The organism is Phyllobacterium sophorae, assembly GCF_003010965.1.
GTDB classification, from domain to species: Bacteria; Pseudomonadota; Alphaproteobacteria; order Rhizobiales; family Rhizobiaceae; genus Phyllobacterium; species Phyllobacterium sophorae.
Genome location: NZ_PGGM01000027.1, coordinates 1 through 21,921, shown reverse-complemented (window position 1 = coordinate 21,921; position 21,921 = coordinate 1). Strand labels below are relative to the sequence as shown.

Annotated in this window: 24 protein-coding genes and 1 pseudogene; 17 read left to right on the top strand and 8 right to left on the bottom strand. The window is 56.1% G+C overall.

Annotated features, from left to right (window positions below; translation table 11 throughout):
- On the bottom strand, nt 1-446 hold a 446-nt coding region (locus tag CU103_RS30420; RefSeq protein ID WP_106667763.1), incomplete at its 3' end, for a helix-turn-helix domain-containing protein.
- Between the two features lie 198 nt (nt 447-644).
- On the opposite strand from CU103_RS30420, the gene CU103_RS30415 reads away from it, so the two are divergent.
- Nucleotides 645-872: a helix-turn-helix domain-containing protein gene (locus tag CU103_RS30415; RefSeq protein ID WP_106667759.1), complete on the top strand. Its 228-nt coding sequence runs from the start codon at nt 645-647 to the stop codon at nt 870-872.
- A gap of 602 nt (nt 873-1,474) precedes the next feature.
- On the opposite strand, the gene CU103_RS30405 is transcribed toward CU103_RS30415, so the two are convergent.
- Complete coding sequence (locus tag CU103_RS30405; RefSeq protein ID WP_106667757.1) at nt 1,475-2,662, bottom strand: MFS transporter; 1,188 nt, start codon at nt 2,660-2,662, stop codon at nt 1,475-1,477.
- Nucleotides 2,663-2,773: 111 nt separating this feature from the next.
- Complete coding sequence (locus tag CU103_RS30400) at nt 2,774-3,655, bottom strand: AraC family transcriptional regulator (protein ID WP_245449081.1); 882 nt, start codon at nt 3,653-3,655, stop codon at nt 2,774-2,776.
- A 271-nt stretch (nt 3,656-3,926) separates the two neighbouring features.
- Between CU103_RS30400 and CU103_RS30395 the strand changes: the two genes are divergently transcribed.
- Complete coding sequence (locus tag CU103_RS30395; protein WP_106667756.1) at nt 3,927-4,916, top strand: class I SAM-dependent methyltransferase; 990 nt, start codon at nt 3,927-3,929, stop codon at nt 4,914-4,916.
- A 118-nt stretch (nt 4,917-5,034) separates the two neighbouring features.
- Nucleotides 5,035-5,322, top strand: a complete 288-nt coding sequence (locus CU103_RS30390; RefSeq protein ID WP_146147907.1) for a hypothetical protein — start codon at nt 5,035-5,037, stop codon at nt 5,320-5,322.
- A gap of 20 nt (nt 5,323-5,342) precedes the next feature.
- Here CU103_RS30390 and CU103_RS30385 read toward each other — a convergent pair whose 3' ends face one another.
- The gene (locus CU103_RS30385; protein WP_245449080.1) at nt 5,343-5,852 is read right to left on the bottom strand and encodes a helix-turn-helix domain-containing protein; all 510 of its coding nucleotides are present in this window, start codon (nt 5,850-5,852) and stop codon (nt 5,343-5,345) included.
- Nucleotides 5,853-6,225: 373 nt separating this feature from the next.
- Between CU103_RS30385 and CU103_RS31245 the strand changes: the two genes are divergently transcribed.
- Nucleotides 6,226-6,426, top strand: a complete 201-nt coding sequence (locus CU103_RS31245) for a hypothetical protein (protein ID WP_146147906.1) — start codon at nt 6,226-6,228, stop codon at nt 6,424-6,426.
- 78 nt (nt 6,427-6,504) lie between these two features.
- Here CU103_RS31245 and CU103_RS30380 read toward each other — a convergent pair whose 3' ends face one another.
- The 3 genes from CU103_RS30380 to CU103_RS30370 are packed head-to-tail and all read right to left on the bottom strand — an operon-like array spanning nt 6,505 to nt 8,257.
- A complete protein-coding gene (locus tag CU103_RS30380) occupies nt 6,505-7,173 on the bottom strand; it encodes a thermonuclease family protein (RefSeq protein ID WP_106667754.1) in 669 nt (222 codons plus the stop codon).
- Nucleotides 7,170-7,631: a succinoglycan biosynthesis protein exoi gene (locus CU103_RS30375; protein ID WP_106667753.1), complete on the bottom strand. Its 462-nt coding sequence runs from the start codon at nt 7,629-7,631 to the stop codon at nt 7,170-7,172. Before CU103_RS30375 ends, CU103_RS30380 begins: the two co-directional genes overlap by 4 nt.
- Nucleotides 7,628-8,257 carry a hypothetical protein gene (locus CU103_RS30370; protein ID WP_245449079.1) on the bottom strand — a complete coding sequence of 210 codons (630 nt, stop codon included), beginning with the start codon at nt 8,255-8,257 and terminating at the stop codon, nt 7,628-7,630. Before CU103_RS30370 ends, CU103_RS30375 begins: the two co-directional genes overlap by 4 nt.
- A gap of 56 nt (nt 8,258-8,313) precedes the next feature.
- On the opposite strand from CU103_RS30370, the gene CU103_RS30365 reads away from it, so the two are divergent.
- From CU103_RS30365 to CU103_RS30305, 13 genes are read left to right on the top strand one after another with little or no spacing between them, the layout of a single operon-like run.
- Complete coding sequence (locus CU103_RS30365) at nt 8,314-9,297, top strand: lytic transglycosylase domain-containing protein (protein WP_106667752.1); 984 nt, start codon at nt 8,314-8,316, stop codon at nt 9,295-9,297.
- A 16-nt stretch (nt 9,298-9,313) separates the two neighbouring features.
- Nucleotides 9,314-9,652 carry a TrbC/VirB2 family type IV secretion system protein gene (locus tag CU103_RS30360; protein WP_106667751.1) on the top strand — a complete coding sequence of 113 codons (339 nt, stop codon included), beginning with the start codon at nt 9,314-9,316 and terminating at the stop codon, nt 9,650-9,652.
- A gap of 3 nt (nt 9,653-9,655) precedes the next feature.
- Entirely contained in the window at nt 9,656-9,955 is a 300-nt protein-coding gene (locus CU103_RS30355) for a VirB3 family type IV secretion system protein (RefSeq protein WP_106667750.1), read from the top strand.
- A gap of 5 nt (nt 9,956-9,960) precedes the next feature.
- Nucleotides 9,961-12,375, top strand: a complete 2,415-nt coding sequence (locus CU103_RS30350) for a VirB4 family type IV secretion/conjugal transfer ATPase (RefSeq protein ID WP_106667749.1) — start codon at nt 9,961-9,963, stop codon at nt 12,373-12,375.
- On the top strand, nt 12,372-13,454 hold the full coding sequence (locus tag CU103_RS30345; protein ID WP_106667748.1) for a lytic transglycosylase domain-containing protein: 1,083 nt from the start codon (nt 12,372-12,374) through the stop codon (nt 13,452-13,454). The genes CU103_RS30350 and CU103_RS30345 overlap by 4 nt, the downstream gene beginning before the upstream one ends.
- Before the next feature lie 9 nt (nt 13,455-13,463).
- Complete coding sequence (locus CU103_RS30340; protein ID WP_106667747.1) at nt 13,464-14,165, top strand: type IV secretion system protein; 702 nt, start codon at nt 13,464-13,466, stop codon at nt 14,163-14,165.
- Nucleotides 14,155-14,367 (top strand): hypothetical protein, encoded by a 213-nt coding sequence (locus CU103_RS32380; RefSeq protein WP_106667746.1) that lies wholly within the window; start codon nt 14,155-14,157, stop codon nt 14,365-14,367. The genes CU103_RS30340 and CU103_RS32380 overlap by 11 nt, the downstream gene beginning before the upstream one ends.
- Nucleotides 14,368-14,376: 9 nt before the next feature.
- The gene (locus tag CU103_RS30330; protein WP_106667745.1) at nt 14,377-15,390 is read left to right on the top strand and encodes a TrbL/VirB6 family protein; all 1,014 of its coding nucleotides are present in this window, start codon (nt 14,377-14,379) and stop codon (nt 15,388-15,390) included.
- A gap of 31 nt (nt 15,391-15,421) precedes the next feature.
- Entirely contained in the window at nt 15,422-16,117 is a 696-nt protein-coding gene (locus tag CU103_RS30325) for a VirB8 family type IV secretion system protein (RefSeq protein ID WP_106667744.1), read from the top strand.
- Nucleotides 16,114-16,923: a TrbG/VirB9 family P-type conjugative transfer protein gene (locus CU103_RS30320; RefSeq protein WP_106667743.1), complete on the top strand. Its 810-nt coding sequence runs from the start codon at nt 16,114-16,116 to the stop codon at nt 16,921-16,923. Before CU103_RS30325 ends, CU103_RS30320 begins: the two co-directional genes overlap by 4 nt.
- Nucleotides 16,923-18,170: a type IV secretion system protein VirB10 gene (gene virB10 / locus CU103_RS30315; RefSeq protein WP_106667742.1), complete on the top strand. Its 1,248-nt coding sequence runs from the start codon at nt 16,923-16,925 to the stop codon at nt 18,168-18,170. Before CU103_RS30320 ends, virB10 begins: the two co-directional genes overlap by 1 nt.
- The gene (virB11, locus tag CU103_RS30310) at nt 18,136-19,164 is read left to right on the top strand and encodes a P-type DNA transfer ATPase VirB11 (protein WP_106667741.1); all 1,029 of its coding nucleotides are present in this window, start codon (nt 18,136-18,138) and stop codon (nt 19,162-19,164) included. The genes virB10 and virB11 overlap by 35 nt, the downstream gene beginning before the upstream one ends.
- Nucleotides 19,161-21,149 (top strand): type IV secretory system conjugative DNA transfer family protein, encoded by a 1,989-nt coding sequence (locus tag CU103_RS30305; RefSeq protein ID WP_106667740.1) that lies wholly within the window; start codon nt 19,161-19,163, stop codon nt 21,147-21,149. Before virB11 ends, CU103_RS30305 begins: the two co-directional genes overlap by 4 nt.
- Before the next feature lie 267 nt (nt 21,150-21,416).
- Here the strand turns inward: CU103_RS30305 and CU103_RS31705 are convergent.
- Nucleotides 21,417-21,921: pseudogene (locus tag CU103_RS31705) on the bottom strand (hypothetical protein); the annotation flags it as partial.

Genomic DNA, 21,921 nt, shown 5'->3' with positions numbered 1-21,921 from the left:
TCGCCCAAAGCCGCGATGAGGGCGGATACGCGGCGGCGCGTGCGAGGATGCAGCCGCATCACCCCTTCAATCAGCCGGCGCCCCTCACTGCTTGCCAGGAATGTGATCCGCTCGTCGACGGGGAGAGACGCTACCTCGCCCTTCTGCGTCGCATTTCCCGGCAGACCTTGGAACAAGCGGCCGACGGGCACGCCGAGGCATGTCGCGATTTCAAAGAGCATGGATGCACTGATGCGGTTTTTGCCGTTCTCATATTTTTGCAATTGCTGGGGGCTTATCCCGACAGCGCGGGCCAGCTCGGCCTGCGTTACGTCGGATTGAAGGCGGACGGCGGCAACCTGACGCCCGACATAAAGGTCAGCAGCATGGGGCCACTCGCCCGCACCCGCTTGCAGGTGTAGCGGGCGGGGTTGCCATTCGGTCCGCGGGACTTGTCGGTGACGCATCTGTCACTCCCCGTTAAGTGAGTATGTCGCGGCACGCCCCCGCGACAGACACCAAACAACAAGCAACAATCGACTGAATTTGATCACCAAACGCACCTGCTGGTTGGTCTGCCGTCAGTGCCACCGCGGCCTCAGTAAAACGCAATGTAGCCATAAACTCTGTCGCCATAAAGAGTTAAATTCGACAAATTCGATATCGTGAAACGAGACCGCCCATCACCTCTACGAAAAACGTTAGCGCACAATATAAGGGCGCAGCGTAAGGTTTTGGGTATAAGTCAGGATGAGTTGGCCTTCCGTACTGAAATGCATCGCACGAACGTCTCGGCGATCGAACGCGGCGTTCGCAACGTCAGTCTTGATAACTTATACTATCTTGCAAAAGCCCTAGAAATCTCCCCGGCTAATCTGATCGCTGAGACATAGTGCGCCGCGAGACGAGCTAATTGGCAAACAGAGTTCTCAACGGACGACAAGGCGAAAGGATGCTTTGTGCATAACGGTTCGACCGCGCACATCGAAACTTGCGCAAAGTTGACACCGTATGCCGATTTTCGTGCGGCAATCCATGGTCCTGAAACGGTCCACGGCATGGTCGAGGATCGCCGCGCAGGGGTTGGTATCTATCGTCGCATGATGAGGAAGATCAAGCCGCAGGCAGGAAGCTTGGATCCCTCTGCTCGTGCTGTGGTCGGGCTCGCGACGACTTAGAAGAAATGCACGGAAATGTTCTCGTTATCTAGCGGTCCTGGTCAACCAATGTCGCAGTACGACCTCTCGACTGCGGTCATCATATGGCTGAGGAGGCCCCGGAAGAATCTTCTCGCGAACCCAACGCATTTTTTCCTCGCCTTAGCAAATCTGCTTTTGAAACGGAACAACCAAGGAAGTTGAGATACTGTTGCTACGACCTTCCCCGCGCTCGACGATAGTAGTGTCGAGCTTGCTCGCAAGGGAATAATCGGGGCCATCGGCAATCGCCGAAAATCCGGTGCTTTCTGCGACGGTGGCGCAAGGTCCATCGCCGTTCAGCCCTTTTGGTACCAATCAACCCGAAAAACGATCAGAACGACTAGGCTCAGAGCGAGGATCCCAGCAAATACCAGAAAAATTGTAGAGGGTCTTACCTGGTCGGAAAACGCCGCACCAATTGCAAAAAGGATCAATCCGAGAAAAACTCCGGTGCAATGCAGAGCGCCTTTTGCCCGGCCCAAGGTCGCTCGTGGAATGCTCGACTGAAGAGTGACCTCAACGGCAACCCTGCCCAGATTAAAAAGTGTGCCTAACGTAGCGAACGCGAGTAGAGCCCACGGCAAATCCAGCATTTTCAACACTGCAAAAGAGAAAGCGGTAAGGGCGAGTATGATCAGTTGCAATATCGGAATGTCTATGACCCGGACTAGCGGCATAAGAAGGATGGCGCCCAGGATGGATCCAGCGGACCAGGCGCTTTCAAGCTGACCAAAATCTATAGCGCTGCCCCCAAGTTCTTCAAACACAAAGCTCGGTCCAATAACGCTTACCAACATGCCGCCGACGTACAGAAGTGCATAAACGGCGCCAAGTCGGAGCAAATGGTTGTCGACACGCAGTTCCGATTTGGTTGTATCTCCTGTATCCTGGGCAGACAGTGGTTCTCGCCGGACGAGGCACATGCAGCATACGGATATCGCAAAAGCCGAGGCTATTGCTGCGAGTGTAAACGTCGGGGCGGAGACGTGCAGCAAGACACCAGCAAGCGCTGCCGCCACCAGACTTCCTGATTGCGTCAAGAAGCACACGATGCAATTTGCTGTCGAGAGCGGAAGACCAGCACCAACGGATGGTATCATGGACTGAGACGCCGTAAGCGCAATCCGGTCGCACGCCGCAAAGGGAATTGTCGACAACCAGATCGCCCAATGCAGATCCGACCCAATCATGATGGCCCCCAGAGCCAACGCGGTTAAGAATCGGACGAAATCGGCTATCAAACAGAGAAGACGCCGATCGCAGTGATCAGACATCCATCCTGCGAGTGGGCTCGCGATCAGTTCTGCCATGCTCAGGGATGTGAAAAACACTGCTACAGCTGATACGCCGTGTCCCGAAACAACGAGGATCCAGGCGCAGGCAAAGTGGTAGGCGTTCCGCCCTACGGCCGAAGCAAACGTGCTCGCGAGGTACCAGTTGAACGAATGCGATCCATAATCTGCGCCGGAACAGGATCGAGGCATTGGCAGCTTTCGGAAATGGCTTTGCAAGTGTCATTGGAAATTTCCGACCGTTACGCTTTCGGAATCGTGCCGGACTTTCGAAATCGTGCCAAAATATCCCCGCCATGGGCATCAACTACGCCACCTGCGGCGGAACTCCGACGGGCCGGTGCGAAAGGCTTGTTTGAAGGCAACGGTAAAGTGGCTTGAACTCGAAAACCCACATTCCAGTGCAATGTCGGTCGCCGAAAGATCGGTAGCACGAAGGAGGTCGACTGCGCGTTTCAACCGATGTTCTGCAACATATGAATGAGGTGTTTTGCCCGTAGACTGCTTGAACGCGCGAAAGAAGTGACGTCGACTTACGCCAATCTCTCGGACAAGTTCCTCCAGGCTCGGCGGGTTCGCCGGTCGGCTCTCGATGATGGCGTTTATACGCTTGAGATTGAGCGGTGAGAGTCCACCCTTGGCTGGCTCCAGACCAACTCCATTAAGTCTGAGTAACTGTACGAACAGCTGGACGGCCTGGCTTTCAGCCATGGCAGCACTGATTGGATCGGGGTTGTTGAGCTCGGTCGCGATCCTTTGAAGCGAATCTTCGATGATGTTGTCTCGAAACCCGATGGCCGGCTTCAAGCCCGCCAGGTGCCAGGAACCGAGGGATTGCTCAATGAACGTGGGATTGACGGATACGAATAGATACGAACCGATGGCGTCTCCCTCGTCCCATCCACTCCATTCACGGTGAGCAGGTACAAAAACGACAGAGCCCGGACGGCGGGGGGTGAAGCCAACCGAACGCCCTTCGACGAAATCCTCACCACACCGTGCCCCACCCTTGAGGTTTATCAGAAACGAATGCTGGGCACGAGCAATGCGCGTCTCCTGACGTGCTAACCCCGTTCTTTTAACGATGTGCGCCCGCACCATTCCCCAGTCGACATAGTTATGGACCAGTGTTTGATGAACCGAGCGGCGGACCTCGTCGGGTTCAAATTCAGATGTATCCGTCAAAAGACGCGATCCCTCCAATTAACTAATCAAAACGGGTTATAGATTCATCTTGGGTTATCGAACAATCCGCGATCAACCCACGGTTGGCGATGATGGCACTTTCGTGAAAAAACGGCATGCCGGTGAAAGCGCGCTATCGGACCGCGGTCTACCACCTATGGGACGGTGCGCGGGCGGCAGATGGCAGCAGGGCCTGCATAATCACTGCGGAATACCATCTGACAGCCCGGCAGCGTCGTACCTTGGAATGCAATCACGTAGGTGTACCACGATGCAAGCTTTCACGGACTTTATCGCCGAGTGCGACCGCGGCCCGCGTTTGAACCAACTGGCCGGCTTCTTTGCCGAGACCGCAGCCGGCAAGGCTGGAATGCCCATTCGCAGACCCGCCGTCGATACACGGCTTTTCCCCTATGACGCACTTCTTCATCGTTTCGTCGAACTTCATTCACGCCGCCAGGGCTTCTTCGACCAACACTATCATAGCAGTATTCCGTATCGCCTGGAGGAGGAATGCCGCATGGCGCATGCGCTCCTGCGATACAGCCAATTGAACACGAATGACGTGTTGCTCTACAGTCTTGGCACTGCGGAAGGCACGATGGCGCGTAGTTTATCCGAACTGAGCCGGGGGAGTATTCGATCGTTGTCTTGCAGTCCGAACGCGGAGAATTACAAGTGCTTCATGGCGTTCGGTGAACCGGCCCACGCCAGCTTTTTCCTCGGTCCCTTCCATCGCTTGACCAAAGAACACCTCCGTTCCGACAAGAAGCTCGAACCGTTTTCTGACGGGTTCGACTTCATCTTGGAAGACACCACGTTTCAGATGTACTCACCCAATCGACCAAAGCAAATCGAATTTGTCGCTCAACATCTCAAGGCTGACGGGATCCTCTTGCTGCTGGAGAAGTTCCGGGCCGTTGATGCCGGAGAATACCAAGGACGTGAATCTCAAAAGGACTTCGGCTTCAAGACGCATTACTTCGGTACCGAGGAGATTGCGAGGAAAACGAAACTCGTGCTCACAACAATGCACGACGGCCAAGTAACCTTGGCAGAGATGGCGCGCGCAGTTTATGCACAATTTAAACACTGCGTCGTTACTTGGAACAGCGGAAACTTCTATGGTCTTGCGGCAAGTAACAGTCGCGAAAATCTTTGGCGCTATCTCTCGTTGATGGTCCATCCTGCGATACCGTTTGAGTACGTCTATGAGCCAGAGCCTTACACCGACCTGGCGAGGTGGGTGAGAGGTCTATGATCCGCTCCGTTGTATTTAACCCGTCTCAATCTGATCAGTTGCAGTTACACGCTTGCATGGGGTCACAGGCATGCCATCGACATCGCGAAACGCATCGGCAAGAATATTAGAAGAGTGCTTGGACCAGGAGCTTTGGACACTTTTGGAGCGGCATGCTCGTCTGATGACATCTATGGAAGCGCTTCAGACGAAAATGCCCGAAACGGGCGAGGTTCGACGGGTTCTTGCGATAAAAATTCTTGAAGAACAATTCCTCCGCAAGCATCTGATTGACGTTCGTCCCTCTACAAACTTGGGGGCCCAATCCAAATTGATATATCTGAGTTTGATGCTGGCAAAGACTCGCACCTCCATGGATGAAGGAACAATCACGCAAGTCATGAGATCGGTGGAACTGTTTCTTTAGCGCAGCGCCGAGAGTGCCTCCTAAATCTTGTTCGCCTTTGCCTGAAGAACAGCGACGGTCTCTAGCAAGGTTGTGACGGAAGCCATAGTCTCGGGAGGAAGATCCTCCAACAATTTCATTATTCGGAACCTGCTTTCGGCTTCCACTTCTGTCTTGCCCCACAAATGAGGAGCAGTGCTAAACAGCATGGAAAGCGGGGATGCCCCGAGGACTTCGCTCAGGTGGATCAGTCGGCTGACCGTCATTTTAGATGAGTTTCGTTCATAGCGTCCGTATACCTGCTCGCTTAGACCAACAAGCCTCGCTGTCTCCGCCCTGCTGAGGCCTTCTTCTTGACGACAGCGCCGCAGTGCTTCACCAAGTTTGTTATCCAATTCTCCGAACGTTGCTATACCGTCGAAACCAGGTCTCCTGTAGACTGGTTTTTCATTGTCGGGATCAGTGGTTTCCACCAGTTCCAATTCCGCGATGTGGTTTTTCAAATCCTTACTCATTTCCCAAGTCCAAAAGGTTGCGCTGATGTCATACATCACGACGGCGCCAAAAGGCCATGCACTTCGTGGAATTTGGCTCTATCGATCAAGGCCGCCGAAACCTCTAGCGAGCGCAATCATCGGTCATTTGCGCAAGTTGAACCAGAACCGGGTGAGTTGACCAGAGACCTCCTCCTTCATATCGAAATAGTACGGGTCGGGTCGTAAAGGCCTCTGCATGAATTCTGTGAGGGCGCAGGAAGGACCATCTGAGAACATCCGCGTGACACCATCGCCGGAAGCATCTCGCGACGAATGAACTCTTGAGCGGCAAGTCGTTACGCGGCGCATGCACCTAGACTTTTCCCCGGAGGCCTGATGGTCGCGGACACCGCCACTCGCGGTCGGCATCCATCCCGCCGGGCACTCCATGTATCGTTCATATCCCGGCTTTCCGGTACCAGCTCCCTGGCAGATCGGCCACGAAAACCCGGGCTTCTTCATCGCTGTGATCAGTTTCTCCATGGGTGGGCGGCAGCTGGCGACATCGTGCCAGGACGGGTTGGAAGACGCAGCACACAAGAGTACCTCGCAACCCCAATCGCTCGCTTGTGAGGGCGAGGCAAAATAAAACGCAAATGGGATGGAGAGCATCGATGTAAGGATAAACTTCACGGACAATGACCCCCTTGAACATGGTGTTGAAAGCCTAGCGGTCACGGCGGGTTGGGTAATGGTGCGCATCGGCGAACGGAGGCGTGATCTCGTTTTGGCGCTCGGCAAGCAGATTGATGTCGGCCAATGGCTTGCGACCTAGCGTCTTGTCCACCGCCTTTTGGCGCCACTCCGCCATGTCGAGGACAGAGCTTGCCCAGATCCCATAACGCGCGCCGACCGCACGCCGCTGCGTTGCGATATAACGTGGGTTGGATCGAAAAGCTGTGGTCAATCGCGCCAAACCAACCCGCAGCATCTCATGGGCGAGATCCATATTACCGGCTTGACAAATTCCGCTCGCGGCAATGGAGCCCGGACTGGTCATTAATTGGCAGGTAACCGCACGGTGACCGATGCTCCGCTTTAGCCAAGCTTTGGCGAGAGCACCGCAGGGTATCGGGCGAAGAAAGCTGCTATTGTCGTTCGGCCCCGGATCAAATGCCCATTGCGGTAGATCGCAACTGTCGATCCCATTCAACGTTACGAGAATACGCCGGCCGGCGAACCATAGTGTTCGTCCGTCTACGACCGCCACGCGGCCAGTGATATTGCTCAGGCTGACCTTTCGGCTCTGGGCTGAGCCAGTGGGTAAGTCAGCTGCTACGCCGCGGTCCGATCCACAGATCAAAACAGATAAAACCAGTGCGAGGCGCCGGCTCATGGGACACTCCTTGCCGGGCATCGGACGTCCTTGATCTGCCAAAACCCCTTGCCGCCGCCATCGGCGCCCTGCTCGGCGACAGCGTAAGGCGCGTGCACCGGAAAACCATCCGGCCGCAGGCTGGCGAAACCGTTGCCTTTGGCAATGAGCATCACTGCCAGATCCAATCCGTGACCGCCGACCGTCGCGAAGCAAACGACGAATGTTTGGTTGTGTTGTTGGGCAACGCGCTCAGACTGGCGCTGTGTCCCTGATAAAGCCACCAGGACCGCGAAGAACGCCTCGCCATGATCGCTCTTTGTTCCTGACGTTCCCTTTAAACACGACTGCGGACCATAGAGGCAGATCCGTATGCCGCCTATCATCAGGGTATCGCCGGTCTCCAGGACGGCCCCCGAACCGATCTCGAAATAGCCGGCAGGGGCTGAATGCGCGGCTGCGATCAATGAATATATCATTTGTCCCGCACCCTGGGGTCCCCCCACATGCCAAAGCCGCGGCGACCAATTTTTTCCGCCTCCGCAAGGTCGGGCCGCATCAGGGTGCCATCCGGATTTTTGGCTAGGCGGAGCGCACCCAGCGAAACGAGCTGTTCTTCGAGATTATCGACCGTGTCGAGCGACCCCGGATAGAAATAGTATCCGAAACAGGTCACATCTTGTCGGGGAGCCTCACGCTCCGTCAGGAAGGCGCGGCAAAATAGGACTTTTGCTCCCTTCAACATGATCTCGATCTGTTGCCGGGCAAAGTCGGCGCATGTGCCGGCAAAGCCTTCTTTCCGGTTGACCATCTCACCGTTACAGGTTTCCAGCCCAAAAAGATGAAGACTGATCTTCGGGTTTATTTCGATATCGACCGGTGACACAGCGCGGAAACCAACAGGTGAGGCAAATCCTTTGCGGTCGAGCACCTTCCCGGCGGGATCGTAATACTCGACCACAGCCACCGTGTTTCCCGGCGCCGCCAGGGATTTGACGTAGGCGGAGTCGATCGTACCGCCTGCCCACGTTTGACCTGCAAGCACGCAAACCGCCAAAAAAGCCGTAGACCCTATCACATAGCCCGTTACCGCTCGTATTCGCATTTTTCTGGTCTCCCAGGTTAATTTGCACTTTTCTATTCGAATTTTTGCGTGTAGTTATGAACACGAATGGTAACGCACTAGAGCACGAATGTAAGTTTCTGTCGATAGCTCAACTGCAAAATTCAACGCGATCCGAACCGGAAAGCAAACGCGAGGTAATCATGAGTTTGAAGGAGGCCGCCGCTTTCGCGGGTATCAGTTTTTTAACAGTCTGCTGCGCAGCAGAGGCTTATGCTATTGATCCTACTAGATTAACACCTGCTGAATTAGTCTCCGCACCAGGTACTCAGACTGTAAATTCGACAAAGGCCGCGATTTCTCGCAGCGAGTTTGGGTTGCGACCATCAGGCCAGATCGCAAGTTCCTATGGCGGCGGCATTATGATCACAAACGGTTACGTAGAGGCCAGCATGCCGCACGACTTAATGACGACCGCGGTGAAATCTGTTGCGCCAGCATCGACAGGAAATATGAACATATTATATTCACGCACAAGATCGATGATACCGGAATGCGGCCCCTCACCTTTCAGCCCCGCAGAAATCGAAGCTTTGGTGAGCGCGACGGCAGCGGTGTACGCAATCGACCCCAGATTTGCCAAAGCCATTGCCTGGGCGGAAAGCCGGTTCGATCAGGTCCGCAACAGTCCTAAAGGTGCACGCGGCCCCATGCAGCTTATGCCTCCCACTGCAACAGCTTTGGGTGTGCAGGAGCCATGTGATCCGAAATCCAATATCGACGGCGGCGTTCGTCATCTGAAAGCGCTGCTCGATGAATTCCGAAACCCGTTGCTTGCGGCTGCAGCTTACAACGCCGGAAGGCGGGCCGTGTACGACAATGGCGGGATTCCGCCCTTTGGCGAAACCATTCGCTACGTCGCAACCGTCATCAATCACCAGCTGGGGCTCGAACTTGAACACGGTGAGCTTTCGCCCCGCGCAGCAAGGGCGATGAAGGACAGAGCCGGTTCCGGCGCGCAAGCAAGCAGTGCCTTGCGCGGCCATGGCAGTCGGTTCGTCAAAGGGGTCATGCATTTTTAATGTGAAGGAGACGTGAATGAAAATCATCTTTTCCGACCAGCAAGAATGGACCACAAGGATTGCGGTGAGTCTGGTTTCACTTATCGTGTCGCAACTTCTCGCCAGCGATATCGCCATCGCACAGGCAACCAGCCAGGCGTTCGCGCCGCTCCAGACGGTAGTCCAGGCGGTTGTGGATTTTATCACCGGTCCGTTCGGGCGCCTGGTCGCCATCATTGCCGTCATCGGTCTCGGCTTTCTTGCATTTGCCGGTCGGTTGAGCTGGTTCACAGCGGGTGCCGTCGTTCTTGGTATCGGCTTGGTCTTCGGTGCGCCGGCAATTGTCGATGAGTTGATGTCGACAGTCGGGAACTGACGTATGGCTGAGTTCGAAGATGACGCGCCGATCCTGACGCCCCTGATTATCGGTCTCACCCGATCGCCGACCCTGTGGGGGGTCCCTTACATGGCTATCGTTATTGTCATCGGCGCAACGATCATTGCATGGCTTGCCACGGCAACGGTATGGGCGCTGCTAACCGCTCCGGCGGCCTATCTGTCCCTCTTCACGCTTTGCACATGGGACAGCCGGATCCTCGACGTGTTGCAGGTTGTGGCACGCATGACGCCAAAGACGCCCAACAAATACTTCTGGGGCGCCAACTCTTACGAACCGTGACAGTTATGCTGAGACTCATTCGCGAAGAACTTGGATTTGGAAACGCGGCCGGCCGCGAAAAGCCAATGGCCAAACACATCCCCTATTTGCGCCATGTGTCCGACGCGGTCGTCAAGCTTGAGAGTGGAGCCTTGCTATCAGTCATACGGCTCAATGGTCTTTTCTTTCAGACTGAGGATCAGGCGGAACTTAATATGAGATCTGTTGTGCACAACACGATGATCCGTGCACTCGGATCGAGCCGATTCTCTCTCTGGTCGACCGTGATCCGACGCCAGGTCGACGGCAAACTCGAGGGGCGTTTCGATGACCCCTTCTGCGATCTGCTGAACACGCGCTACATGGCGCATCTCAGCGACAAACGGATGTTCACCAACGAACTCTATCTGACGGTTTTGCGCTCCGGAATGCACGGTCCTCTGGCTGTCGGCCACAAAGCCCGTCGGCTGATCGAACGGGCGAATTCACGTGCGGCACTCGATGAGCAGCTGCGGGAGTCCGTCGATGAACTCGAAGAAGTTGTCGGCAATATCTGCCGCGATCTGCAGAAGTACGGAGCGCGCACCCTCAGCATTTTCTATCGCAATGGTGAGCCTTATTCCGAGCCCTGCGAATTCTTCCATAGTCTGGTGAGTTGCGGGATTCCGCGAAAGATGCGTCTGCCGCGGATGAGCATTGCCAATTATGTCGGCAGTTCTCGCCTGCATTTTTCCAGGCGCACCGTGCAGTCACAGGGGCCAACACAAGCCGACGACCGCTTTGGTGCGATACTGTCGGTCAAGGAGTACCCGCCCTTCACAGGCCCAGGCATGCTCGACGGGTTGTTGCAGGTCAACCACGAATTCATTTTGACGCAGTCCTTTACCATCTCTGACAAACCGATCGCGCAGGAGCGCATCTCGCGTCTGAAGCGTCAGATTGCAGCGTCGGACGAGGCCGGCAGCGACGTCGAGACCGATATCGATTTAGCGTTGAATAGCCTGATGAACCAGGAAGCGGTGTTCGGCCTTCACCACATGACATTGCTTTGCCTGTCGCGTGATTTAGAAGGCGTCAACAAAGCCGTCTCCGATCTCGGTGCCTGTCTCACAGATATGAACGTCAATTGGTTGCGTGAGGATCTCAATCTTGAGGCCGGGTTCTGGGCGCAGCTTCCCGGCAATCATGCCTATATCGCCCGCAGGGCTTTGCTCTCCAGCTCCAACTACGCCGGACTCTCGTCGATGCATAATTTTGCGGGCGGCCAGACTGAAGGCCCCCATTGGGGAACGCCGGTGACAATATTGGAAACGACCAGCCAGACGCCATACTGGTTCAATTTCCATCGGCGGGACATTGGGCATTTCCTGGTCACCGGGCCAACGGGCTCCGGCAAGACCATCGCCCTCACATTCCTGCTTGCGCAAACATTCCGGGTCCAGCCCACGCCTAGGGCCGTCTTTTTTGACAAGGACCGTGGTGCAGAGATCTTTGTACGCGCCATGAATGGCGCCTATGAAGTTCTGACACCAGGCACATCCACCGGATTCAATCCCCTCCAGCTTGAGAATACGGGTCCGAACCGGGAGTTTCTGCTGCGCTTGCTGAAAGCCATGCTTCAACGCGGGGACGGTTACAAATTCACTCAGGAAGAGGAAGATATTCTCGAACGCGCCCTGCTGCGGTTGATGCAGGAGCCGGCGGCACTGCGCAACCTTTCGAATTACTCTGGTCTTCTGATCGGCCGATCCCGTGCCGGTCCCAACGATTTGAGCGCGCGGCTGCGGCCGTGGATAGATGGCGAGAAATCCTGGCTTTTCAACGCACTGCACGATGTTCTTACACTGTCAGACAACCGCGTCTTCGGATTCGACATGACGAACATCCTTGACAGCGACGAGCTGAGAACGCCGGCCCTGATGTACATCTTTCATCGCCTTGACGAGCTCCTTGACGGCACTCCGGTGATGGTCTTCATGGATGAAGGCTGGCGGCTGCTGAAAGACGAAATCTTCAGTGCCTTTATTGTCGATAAAATGAAGACGATCCGCAAATTGAACGGGATCGTGGGTTTCGGAACGCAGTCAGCGGCCGACATCGCGCGTGCACCCGCCGCGCATACTCTGATCGAGCAGTCGGCGACCAATATTCACTTTCCCAACCCTCGCGCGGACGAGGAGAGTTACATCAAGCGCTTCGGTCTTACAGTCAAAGAGTTCACCTTCATCCGGACGACGCCTCCCGAAAAGCGCACCTTCCTGATCAAACACGGCACCGACAGCGTTATTGCCAGACTCGACCTCAGCACAATGCCAGACATCATCAAGGTGCTGTCGGGCCGTAAGGAAACCATCGAGGAATGCGCCCGGTTGCGCAACGAGTTCGGTGACGATCCTTCGGCCTGGCTCGCGAAATTCTGCGGCTGGGAGGCTTGGCCATGAAACTATTGTCCGCTCGCCTCGTCGTCGTTGCCATGTTCGAAATGATGGGTGTCGCCAGGGCCGATGTTCCGGTCATCGACCGTGCCATTCTAAAGAAGGATACGGCACGCGGTGAAACAACACGCGGCATCGAAAAAACGGACAAGGAGCGCCATACGATCAACGCTTCGGTGACGTGCTCGTTGTACCGGCCCTCGCGCCGCAACGATCCGGTGGGCTCGGCTGAGCAAAATTCCGAGATCTCGGGACTGGTTCGCCGTGTTGCCCGCGCAGAGGGTGTCGATGAAAATGAATTCCTCGCGCTCATCTATCAGGAGAGCCGGTTCAATCCCTGCGCCATCTCCAGCGCCGGTGCGATAGGCCTTGCACAGCTGATGCCCGGCACGGCGGATCAGCTCGGTGTCGATGAAAACAACATCGAGGAGAATCTCCGAGGCGGCGCGCGGTATTACAGGCAGCAGCTCCGACTTTACAACGACAACGTCGCTTTGGCGCTCGCCGCCTATAATGCCGGGCCCGGTAACGTTAACAGATACGGCGGAATTCCGCCCTTCAAGGAAACGCAAAATTACGTTCGCAGCATTATCCAGGACTGGTTACCGGCCTTCGGAGGCTCCGACAAATCCGGCATTCCCTTGAACTATGGCGGCAGCGCTATGGCATATGCCAGCCTGCGGGACAGCACCCTGAATGCGATGGGCACGACCACCGCCTCATCGGAAAGTCTGACCAATGTCCGTAGCTGGTATCAGCAAGGGGCGGGGCTGCAGAGCAGGACAATACAGGAAAGCTGGGACCACAATTCCACTGCACGCAATGCCAACCTGGAGATGGTGAACAACGTTATCAGGATTGGTACTGCCATGGCTGAGCTGATCAGCTCCCGCAATGCGGTTCTAACGTCCAGCCTTTCCAGTTCATCGCGGTCGACGCAAAGCGGCAAGAGCGATGATCGAACCCCCAATGCCACTGGCATTTGTGATCCCAGGCAAAATCTCGTGTGGGATTCGAAACAGAAGGCTTGCGTCGCAAAACGTCAACACGACGCTAACGTCCGACTGATGTTGCAACCTCAATAGGAGTCGATCATGAAAATTTCTACGATAATCGCCGCGCTTGCCGTTCTTCCACTTGGCGTTGCCCACGCCGATGTGCCGGTAATCGACAAAAGGAACTACGAGGTCGCCAAAGAGACCGCAGAAACCGCCGGGCGTATCCTCGACACCAATAAGAATATTCTGAGTACCGTCGAGGATACACTTAAGGCCGTCACAGGCGATCGCAGCGCCAGCGCCAGGCCGTTGCAAAATCTGGCGATCGGCCAAGGGTTGAGTGTCTCCTCCTTGCCGCCGCCCAACAGCCTGATCAAGGGGGGCGTTGCCGACTTCGGCGGTATGGGCGGTGATGTTTCCAAGGCTGCCACTGCGTTCATCAACGGGTTGCAATTGGTTAGGTCGCTCTCGGGCAGGGAAAACAGCAATTTCTCCGGTGACAAATCCTATGAGCAACTGGTCAATACGGTTCTAGGGATTTCGGCGTTGATCAATGGCGCGCAGAAGGCAACGGAAACGAGACGCAGGGCCTTCGAGGCAGCCGGGCAGCAGATCGGTAAGGCAGAAGATATCAAAGGATCCATCGATCAGAATACACAATTGCAGGTCCAATCCGGCCTGACGTTGAACGAGGTGATCGGCGTGATGAACGGTGCCGTGACTTCGCTGCAGGCCGAGAATCAGCGCCGCCTGACCGATATTTCCAACAGCAAAAAAGCGCTGACTTATGGAAAGTGACCGCATACTGGGACTTGCCTGCCTGGGCATCATCCTTGCGGTGACAGCGCTATCGGGATGCGGCAGCATCAAGGAGAAGACTGCCCCATGTAAGCGTCCGGCCGAGCTCAGCTCCTATGGGGAGGATCCCCGCCAGGACTGCGGCCCCATGCAGGCCATCAATAGTCCGGCAGGAACATATGCAACCATCGGGGTAAAATGAGGAGCAGGAATGGAGGATTTTCTCGGCGATCTGCTGCAGCGCGTTGAGGATTCCGGAACGACATTTTCGGAAAAGGCCTACACCGTCGTCGGCCAGGAAATCATGCCGCTCCTGCAGGTCATGCTCGTGGCTTATGTTGCTTATTACGGCTTGCAGCTGTTCCTCGGCACCGCACGCATTGGTGTATCCGAAATCATCGGCCGTATTGTCCGCATGATGATCATTTTGGCGTTGGTGAGCTCGTGGGCAAATTTCAACAATCTATTTTACCACTGGATCAATGATACGCCTGAGGATATCGGGCGGGCGATCCTGGCGGCATCCGGCACCGGCATCACAGAACCGACCAACGGATTGTCGCAAATTTGGAGGACTTCGAACCAGGCCGCATCCGTTTTTGCTGAGCAATCGGGGTATTTTTCCGTTCTACCCAGCATGATCGGCGTTGTGATCATGGTTGGCGCCGGGATCTTCATCGCTGTTGCCCTGGCCATTCTCATTTTGGCGAAGGTCATGCTATGGGTGTTGACCGGTACCGCGCCGATTTTCATTGCCTGCATGCTGTTCGAGCGCACGCGCGGCTATGGCGTAGGTTGGTTCAACCAGGTTTTGACCTACGCGCTCATCCCGTTGTTCATCTACGTCGTCGCATCGTTTCTGATTGCCGCCATGGATCCTGAGCTTTCCAAGATTGATGCTGCAAGCGGTGCCCGAATGTTAACGCTCGCCGACATAGCCGGATTTCTCCTGCTCTGCGTCGCAGGCGCGTTCGTCATGCTCTACATCCAGTCGATCGGCCAGGGCATTGCTGGAGGCCTCAGTGCAGTAGTGGGACATTCTGCCACGACATTCACACGCAAACTCGGCCTAGGAACGGCAGGCGGAACAATGTCCACAGGACGGACCGCCTACCGTGCGGGCAGTTCCTTGCGCAATAGATACCGTGGCGGTGGCGATAACGACAATTCCGGCGCCAGAGCTGCCTTGCAAACAAAGATCATCCAGAACAGCACGCCGACTTGACCGGCGCCAACATATTGGAGGCGTGACGATAATGGCAGACACGAGTGACGAGCGATTACGGACCTATTATCAAAGCGGAGACATTTGGGAACAGGAGATTGTTAGAAAAGCAAAACGCTCGCGGGCGCTTGCATGGTTAGTGACGATGATTTTCGGCGCGACTACCTTCGTCAGTCTGGTTACCCTTGCCATGCTCGTGCCGCTGAAGAGTTTCGAGCCATACATCGTCGAGGTCGACAAGAATACCGGCTACATCGAGGTCAAAACGGGCCTGACACGGCCAGCGAACCTGACCGAGCAGCAGGCCGTCACCCAAGCCAATATCGTACGCTATATCCGTTCGCGTGAGGGCTATGATCCCTATGCTATCGAGCAAAATTTCGGGATTGCCGCCCTGCTTTCAACCGGCAACGCGGCGCGTGAACTGCAGGACCTTTATAGCGCCGTCAATCCTCAGAACCCCGCCAGATTATACGGACGCCACAAGCGCATCACCACGCAGATTGCGTCGGTCACGTTTCCAAACGCCAGCACGGGCATCGTGCGCTTTGCCACGGTCGAACAATCGGAAACAGAATCCATCCCGCGACACTGGATTGCTGTCGTTCGTTATCGCTATACCGACACGCCTGCCACCAACGAATGGCGTTTCGAAAACCCCCTCGGCTTCCAAGTTTATGACTATCGCCGGGATCAGGAAACAGTGACCGAGGGAAACAGCGGATGATCCGGCGCACCCCCCTTGCTATGATGATAGTCGCGGCCTTTATTCCTGCCGCCCACTGCGCGCAAACCCCGTCATCGGGGCGCCTTGACCCGCGGGTTACTAGTGTTGTTTACCAGCCCAACAACGTTGTGCGCGTCTTTGCCACCTACGGCATTTCCACAATGATCATCTTTGATGAAGACGAGAAGTTCGAGACTGTTGCCCTCGGCGATAGCGAGAGTTGGGATGTGGTGCCGACTGACAAGGGAAATATCCTTTTCGTCAAACCAAAGGCCAGGAAGGTCAGCACCAACATGAATGTGGTGACCACCAAGCGGATCTACTATCTCGAGCTGAATGATTTCGCGCCCGAGGATGGCAAAAAGGTCTTCGGAATCCGCTTCGTTTACCCGGAGAAGGATCTCAATGCCTCTTTGCGCAAGGAGGCCGAATCTCGTGCCGCCAACCCGAATATAGCGGGCGTGGACAAAGCCGACGTCAACATCGACTACTCTTTTTCCGGCGAGGAAAAGCTGAGGCCCTTGATGGTGTTTGACGACGGTAAAAAGACCTTTCTCAAATTCGGTGCCCGTGTACCGGCAATCTTCGCTGTCAATGCCGATTTCACGGAGACCTTGCGGAACTTCCGGCGCGAGGGGGAATACATCGTCGTCGATGGGACAGCAACCCAATACACACTGCGCGACGGCGATGAGTGGACCTGCATCTTCAACTTAAGAAAGCCGGATTTCGGTGCTCCCGCCCCCGATATCATGGCCCCCAGCCCGGATGAGGATGCAACACTACGCCGAAGGAGTGGAAACTGATGCAGCGCTCTCCCGAACTCGAAGCATTGCTCTCCGCCGATGAAGCGGCGGTGAGCGACAGGCGTGCGCGGCGCAAGCAGTTTCTCGCAGGCGCTGCCCTTGTTGTCGGCGGAGCGGCGCTCGCCTATGTCGTGGTCCTTGCGCCGGATAAACGTCTGCCGGACAAGGAAGAGAGGGATGAAGAGTTCACCACGACAACCTTTCGACCACCGTCTTTTCTGCGCGATGATCAGGATCAGCCGCACGACGACCCGGAGCCGGTCATCAAACTGCCCGACCCTCCCCCTGAAGAAAAGAAGGAGGAACCCTCCCAGGCGACACAATTTGATGTTCCCCCTCCCCCCGGAGTCGCCGAGGTAGAAGGGGAAATACCCAGCCAACCAGAGAAGATGGAAGAGTTCCCGAAACGCTTCTTGTCCAAACAGGTCGTATTTGACTCTGCCGGCGCGAATAGTGGCCAAGGTACCCTCTCTGCAGGCCAGGAAGGAGCACCGACGGTCGCCGGAGAAGACCGCAACAGCCGGTTCCTGGCGTCCGCCTCTGCGATCGGCGACCGGTCGGCCAGAGCCCGGCAAATTGACCGTGTCGATGCGATGATACCCGAGGGAACATTAATCCCGGGCATTCTGGAGACAGCGATCAACAGCGATCTGCCGGGTCAAATCCGCGCCATCACCTCACAGGACGTCTATTCCTTCGACGGTCGCCGAATATTGATTCCGACCGGGACTCGCCTTATCGGGGAATATCAGTCCGACATTACCCGCGGCCAAAAGCGCATTTTCGTCATCTGGACGCGGCTACTGCGCGATGATGGCGTATCCGTCAGGCTGAACAGCATCGGCAGTGACGCCTTGGGAAGATCCGGTCTTACCGGTATCATCGACAACAAATGGCGGGAGCGCTTCGGATCGGCCATCCTGCTGTCGATCGTTGGCGCCGGGTCAAGCTACCTCGCAGGCTACGGCAGCGGTCAGTCCAGCAGCAGCAGTGCCGGGGAGTCCGATTCTGATCGGGCTGCGGAGCTTGCCCGCGCAACGATCGTACAGACATTCTCCGACATGGCCAACCAGGCGCTTGGAGAACACCTTAAAATTCCACCGACGATCAGCGTTCAGCAGGGCGAACGCATCTTCGTCTATGTCCGCCAAGACCTCGATTTCTCCGCGATGTATCCGGACCCGGTCGAGGAAGCGCTCGAGGAGATCAAGCATGAGCGAGGTCTTGGCCAAAATCACCGCCGTTGAGAACAGCCCTTACTATTTCCTCGATCGGGCCCTCGATCCGTTACGGGCATTTCTTGACGATCCCGGTATCGTTGAGATCTCGGTCAATCGACCTGGCGAAGTCTATATAGAACGTCTCGGGGCAGAGACGATGGAATATCACCATGTTCCGGCGCTTAACGCGTCTGAGATAGAAAATATTGGTGAGCGCGTCGCCGGCGCAACGCACCAGTTCATCAGCCGTATCAATCCAATCCTGAGCGCAGCACTGCCAACGGGCGAGCGGGTTCAAATCGTTCTTCCGCCTGCGGCTGTTGACGGCGGCGCCATTTCCATCCGGAAACAGATATCGAGCAACTTCACGCTCGAAGGATACCGCGACAACGGATCGCTGGAAAAGGTGTCCGTTGCCGTCGGCGGCCCCAGCGAAGTGGACCGAACACTGATCGAGCAGCTGCGGAGCGAGCGCATCTACGACTTCATTCATACTGCAATACGGCAGCGCATTTCGGTTTTGATCAGCGGCGGCACATCGACCGGCAAGACCACCTTTCTGAACGCTTGCCTGAAAACCATCGACCTACACGAGCGTATTTTGACGTTAGAAGATACGCGCGAACTGTTCCCACCACAAAAGAATGTCGTTCACCTTCTCGCATCGCGCGGTCATCAGGGAACCGCGCAGGTGACCATCCAGTCATTGCTAGAGGCGTCGCTGCGCATGCGGCCCGACCGACTATTCGTCGGTGAAATAAGGGGGGCCGAGGCATTTGCCTTCCTGCGCGCGATCAATACCGGTCACCCAGGCAGCATGTCGACCGTCCACGCCGACACACCGCTCGGTGCCTACGAACAGCTGGCGATGATGATGCAGCAAGCAGGAATGTCTTCGGGTTATTCAAAGCAAGACCTGATGTCCTACATTCAGATGGTCATCCCGGTGGTCATCCAGCTGCGGCGGGAGGGAGGGCGCCGCGGAGTCTCTGAGATTTACTTTGCCAGGCAAGTCGTATGAGCAAAGCATATCTTGCAGTCTATTTGCTGTTTTGTGGACTGATCGCCATAGCGGTGTGGATGATCAGCTATGCCCTGATCCTCCAGTTTCTATACAAAGACGGCCGCGTACTTCAATTGACGGTAACGGCGAACCCCTTCGTCCCGTTCCAGCAGTTTCTTCTCTATTCGAATAGTCGCCCGTTGCAGGTCGCAGCGCTTAGCGCCCTGGTGCCAGCGTTGGCGATTGCAACGGCTGCTGGGGTTTTTGGTCTGCGGCGGCCCTCCAGTCCGCTCGGTGACGCGGCGTTTCAGGACATTGCCTCGATCCGCCGCGGCAAATGGTTTCGCAAAGACGGCCATATATTTGGCCGGATGGGCCACCACATTCTGCGACGGCAGGATGACCGTCATCATCTCATCGTCGGTCCCACCCGGTCGGGAAAAGGGGTGGGGTATGTTATCCCGAACGCGTTGATGTTTCCAGGCTCGATGATCGTTACCGACCTTAAAGGCGAGATCTTCCAGCACACTGCAGGCTATCGGAAAGCCAACGGACATCAGATTTTCCTGTTTTCGCCGGGGGCGCAGAAAACCCATCGATGGAACCCGTTGGATTTTGTTCGACAGGATCGTGGAAGCCGAACGATCGATATCCAGAATATGGCTAGCCTCCTTATTCCCGAGACGATCGGATCCGAGAACGCTGTCTGGCAGGGCACGGCTCAGCAGGTCATTGCTGGCGTTATCAGCTACGTTCTGGAAAGCACACGTTACAAAAACCGGCGCAATCTTGGCGAGGTCAATTCCATATTCAACTCGGGGGTCGACTTGCAGGCGCTGATGAAGCTGATCAAAGAGAACGAGCCAGACCTCTCGAGATTTACGACCGACAGTTTCAACGCCTATATTTCGTTGAATGAGAGGGCCGCGCGATCGGCGCTCCTGGATATCCAGAAGGCGATGCAGCCCTTTCGCAATGAGCGAGTCATTGCCGCAACCAACGTGACCGATATTGATCTTGCATCCATGCGCCGGCGACAGGTTTCCATTTACCTCGCACCCAATATCAGCGACATCACGATCCTGAGGCCCCTCCTGACCCTGTTCGTGCAACAAAGTATGGATCTTCTGACCCGCGACTTCGATCCGACGGCCTTACCGGTCTACTTCCTGCTCGATGAATTTCGGCAGCTCAAGCGGATGGATGAGATCATGAATAAGCTGCCATATGTTGCGGGTTACAACATCAAGATGGCCTTCATCATCCAGGACCTGAAGAATCTCGACGAAATCTACGGAGAAACCTCCCGGCATTCCCTCCTCGGGAATTGCGGTCTTCAGCTTATTCTTGGCGCCAATGACCAGGCGACAGCTGAGTATGCGTCTCGCGCGCTCGGAAAGAAGACCATTCGGTACAAGTCTGAGTCGCGCACTTTGGAACTGATGGGTCTGCCGCGCCGGACAAAAGTTGAGCAAATTCGCGAACGCGATCTGATGATGCCTCAGGAGATCCGGCAGATGCCGGACGACCGCGTGATTCTGCTCGTAGAGGGAGAACGGCCAATATTCGCCAACAAGCTCAGATATCATGCGCACGGCCGATTGAAGACGGCCGCTGATCAGTCCGTCAAATACCAGCCCAATGTTCCGGAAGCGGATTTCGTCGTCCGCCTCCCAGTGCCCGCGCTCGAGGATAAATACGGCTTGCTGAATGCAGATGGGGGCGACGGGTCCTTGACCTGCTTCAGCGACCACCGTGCCCCGCAGTTGATTGCAAGAAGTTTGCCGATAACCCGCCAAGCCATCCGACCCGTTGGGACGGAAATAGCGGATAATCGCCTCGCGCAACTAGAGAGCCGCCTCCGGCCGACCGCAGAGCAGCTCCAACGCGTAGTTCAAGCAAAGATGGCGAATGGGTCGGGACTTTCGGCTCGGGGCAGACTAAGTATCGCCGAGGTACTAAAGGAGACGGTTCCCGATCCGGTTGAGGTAGGTCTTGCGTGAGCTTCAGGATCGGGCTTATCGAAAGGTGAGACGCGGCCCAAAAGCACGGCTCCTGATGTCGTCACAATGCTAGCCGCTCCCCGAAAGGCCTTGGTTGAACCAGCCAACGACTGTCGCCCATGGCCATTGTCAGCCCACGGTCGATCAATGCGATCGCATGACAACGACGAACACAGTGCTGGACACCTTCGCCCATCCCTCGCTGCTCTTGCTGTTCTCCTCTACGATGATGATACGTCTCTCGTCTCGCATGGCATTGCTCTCCGATTATCGGTCGCGATCATCGCGATCGTGTGCTCTTTGTTCATCAGCTTCCCGCTGCAGTTCCTCCAGACGGGGAACATGCTGCTTGATGGGGTCGCCACGTGTGCTGTCGCCGATTTCGCGGTGTGCGGCAGCATCCTGTCGTTCAGTCGGCTGTCGCTCTGTACTGCGTCTTTGAGATGCCGAACCCCCGTCCGGAGCGCTGCGCTCCGAATCGCGAGCCGCCTCGGATCGCTCGGAACTGGCTGACGCACTTTCGCGATTGGCCTTATGCCGCTGACGTTCCACCGCCTGCAATACGGTGTTCAGTTCCTCGTCAACTTCGGCAACTTCGCCGATGAGCCCGTTGCCGTTGGCGCCGAGCTCGGCAGCCTGAATGAGCCGCGAGTCGAGCTCCTGTCTAAGCGCCGCCATTTTGTCCGGACTGCGGTCGCCGGCCTCCGCACGTTCCATCGCGTCGCGCGATTGCTCAATCGCAAGGAGAACCCTGTTCGCCGCCTCCGCTGCG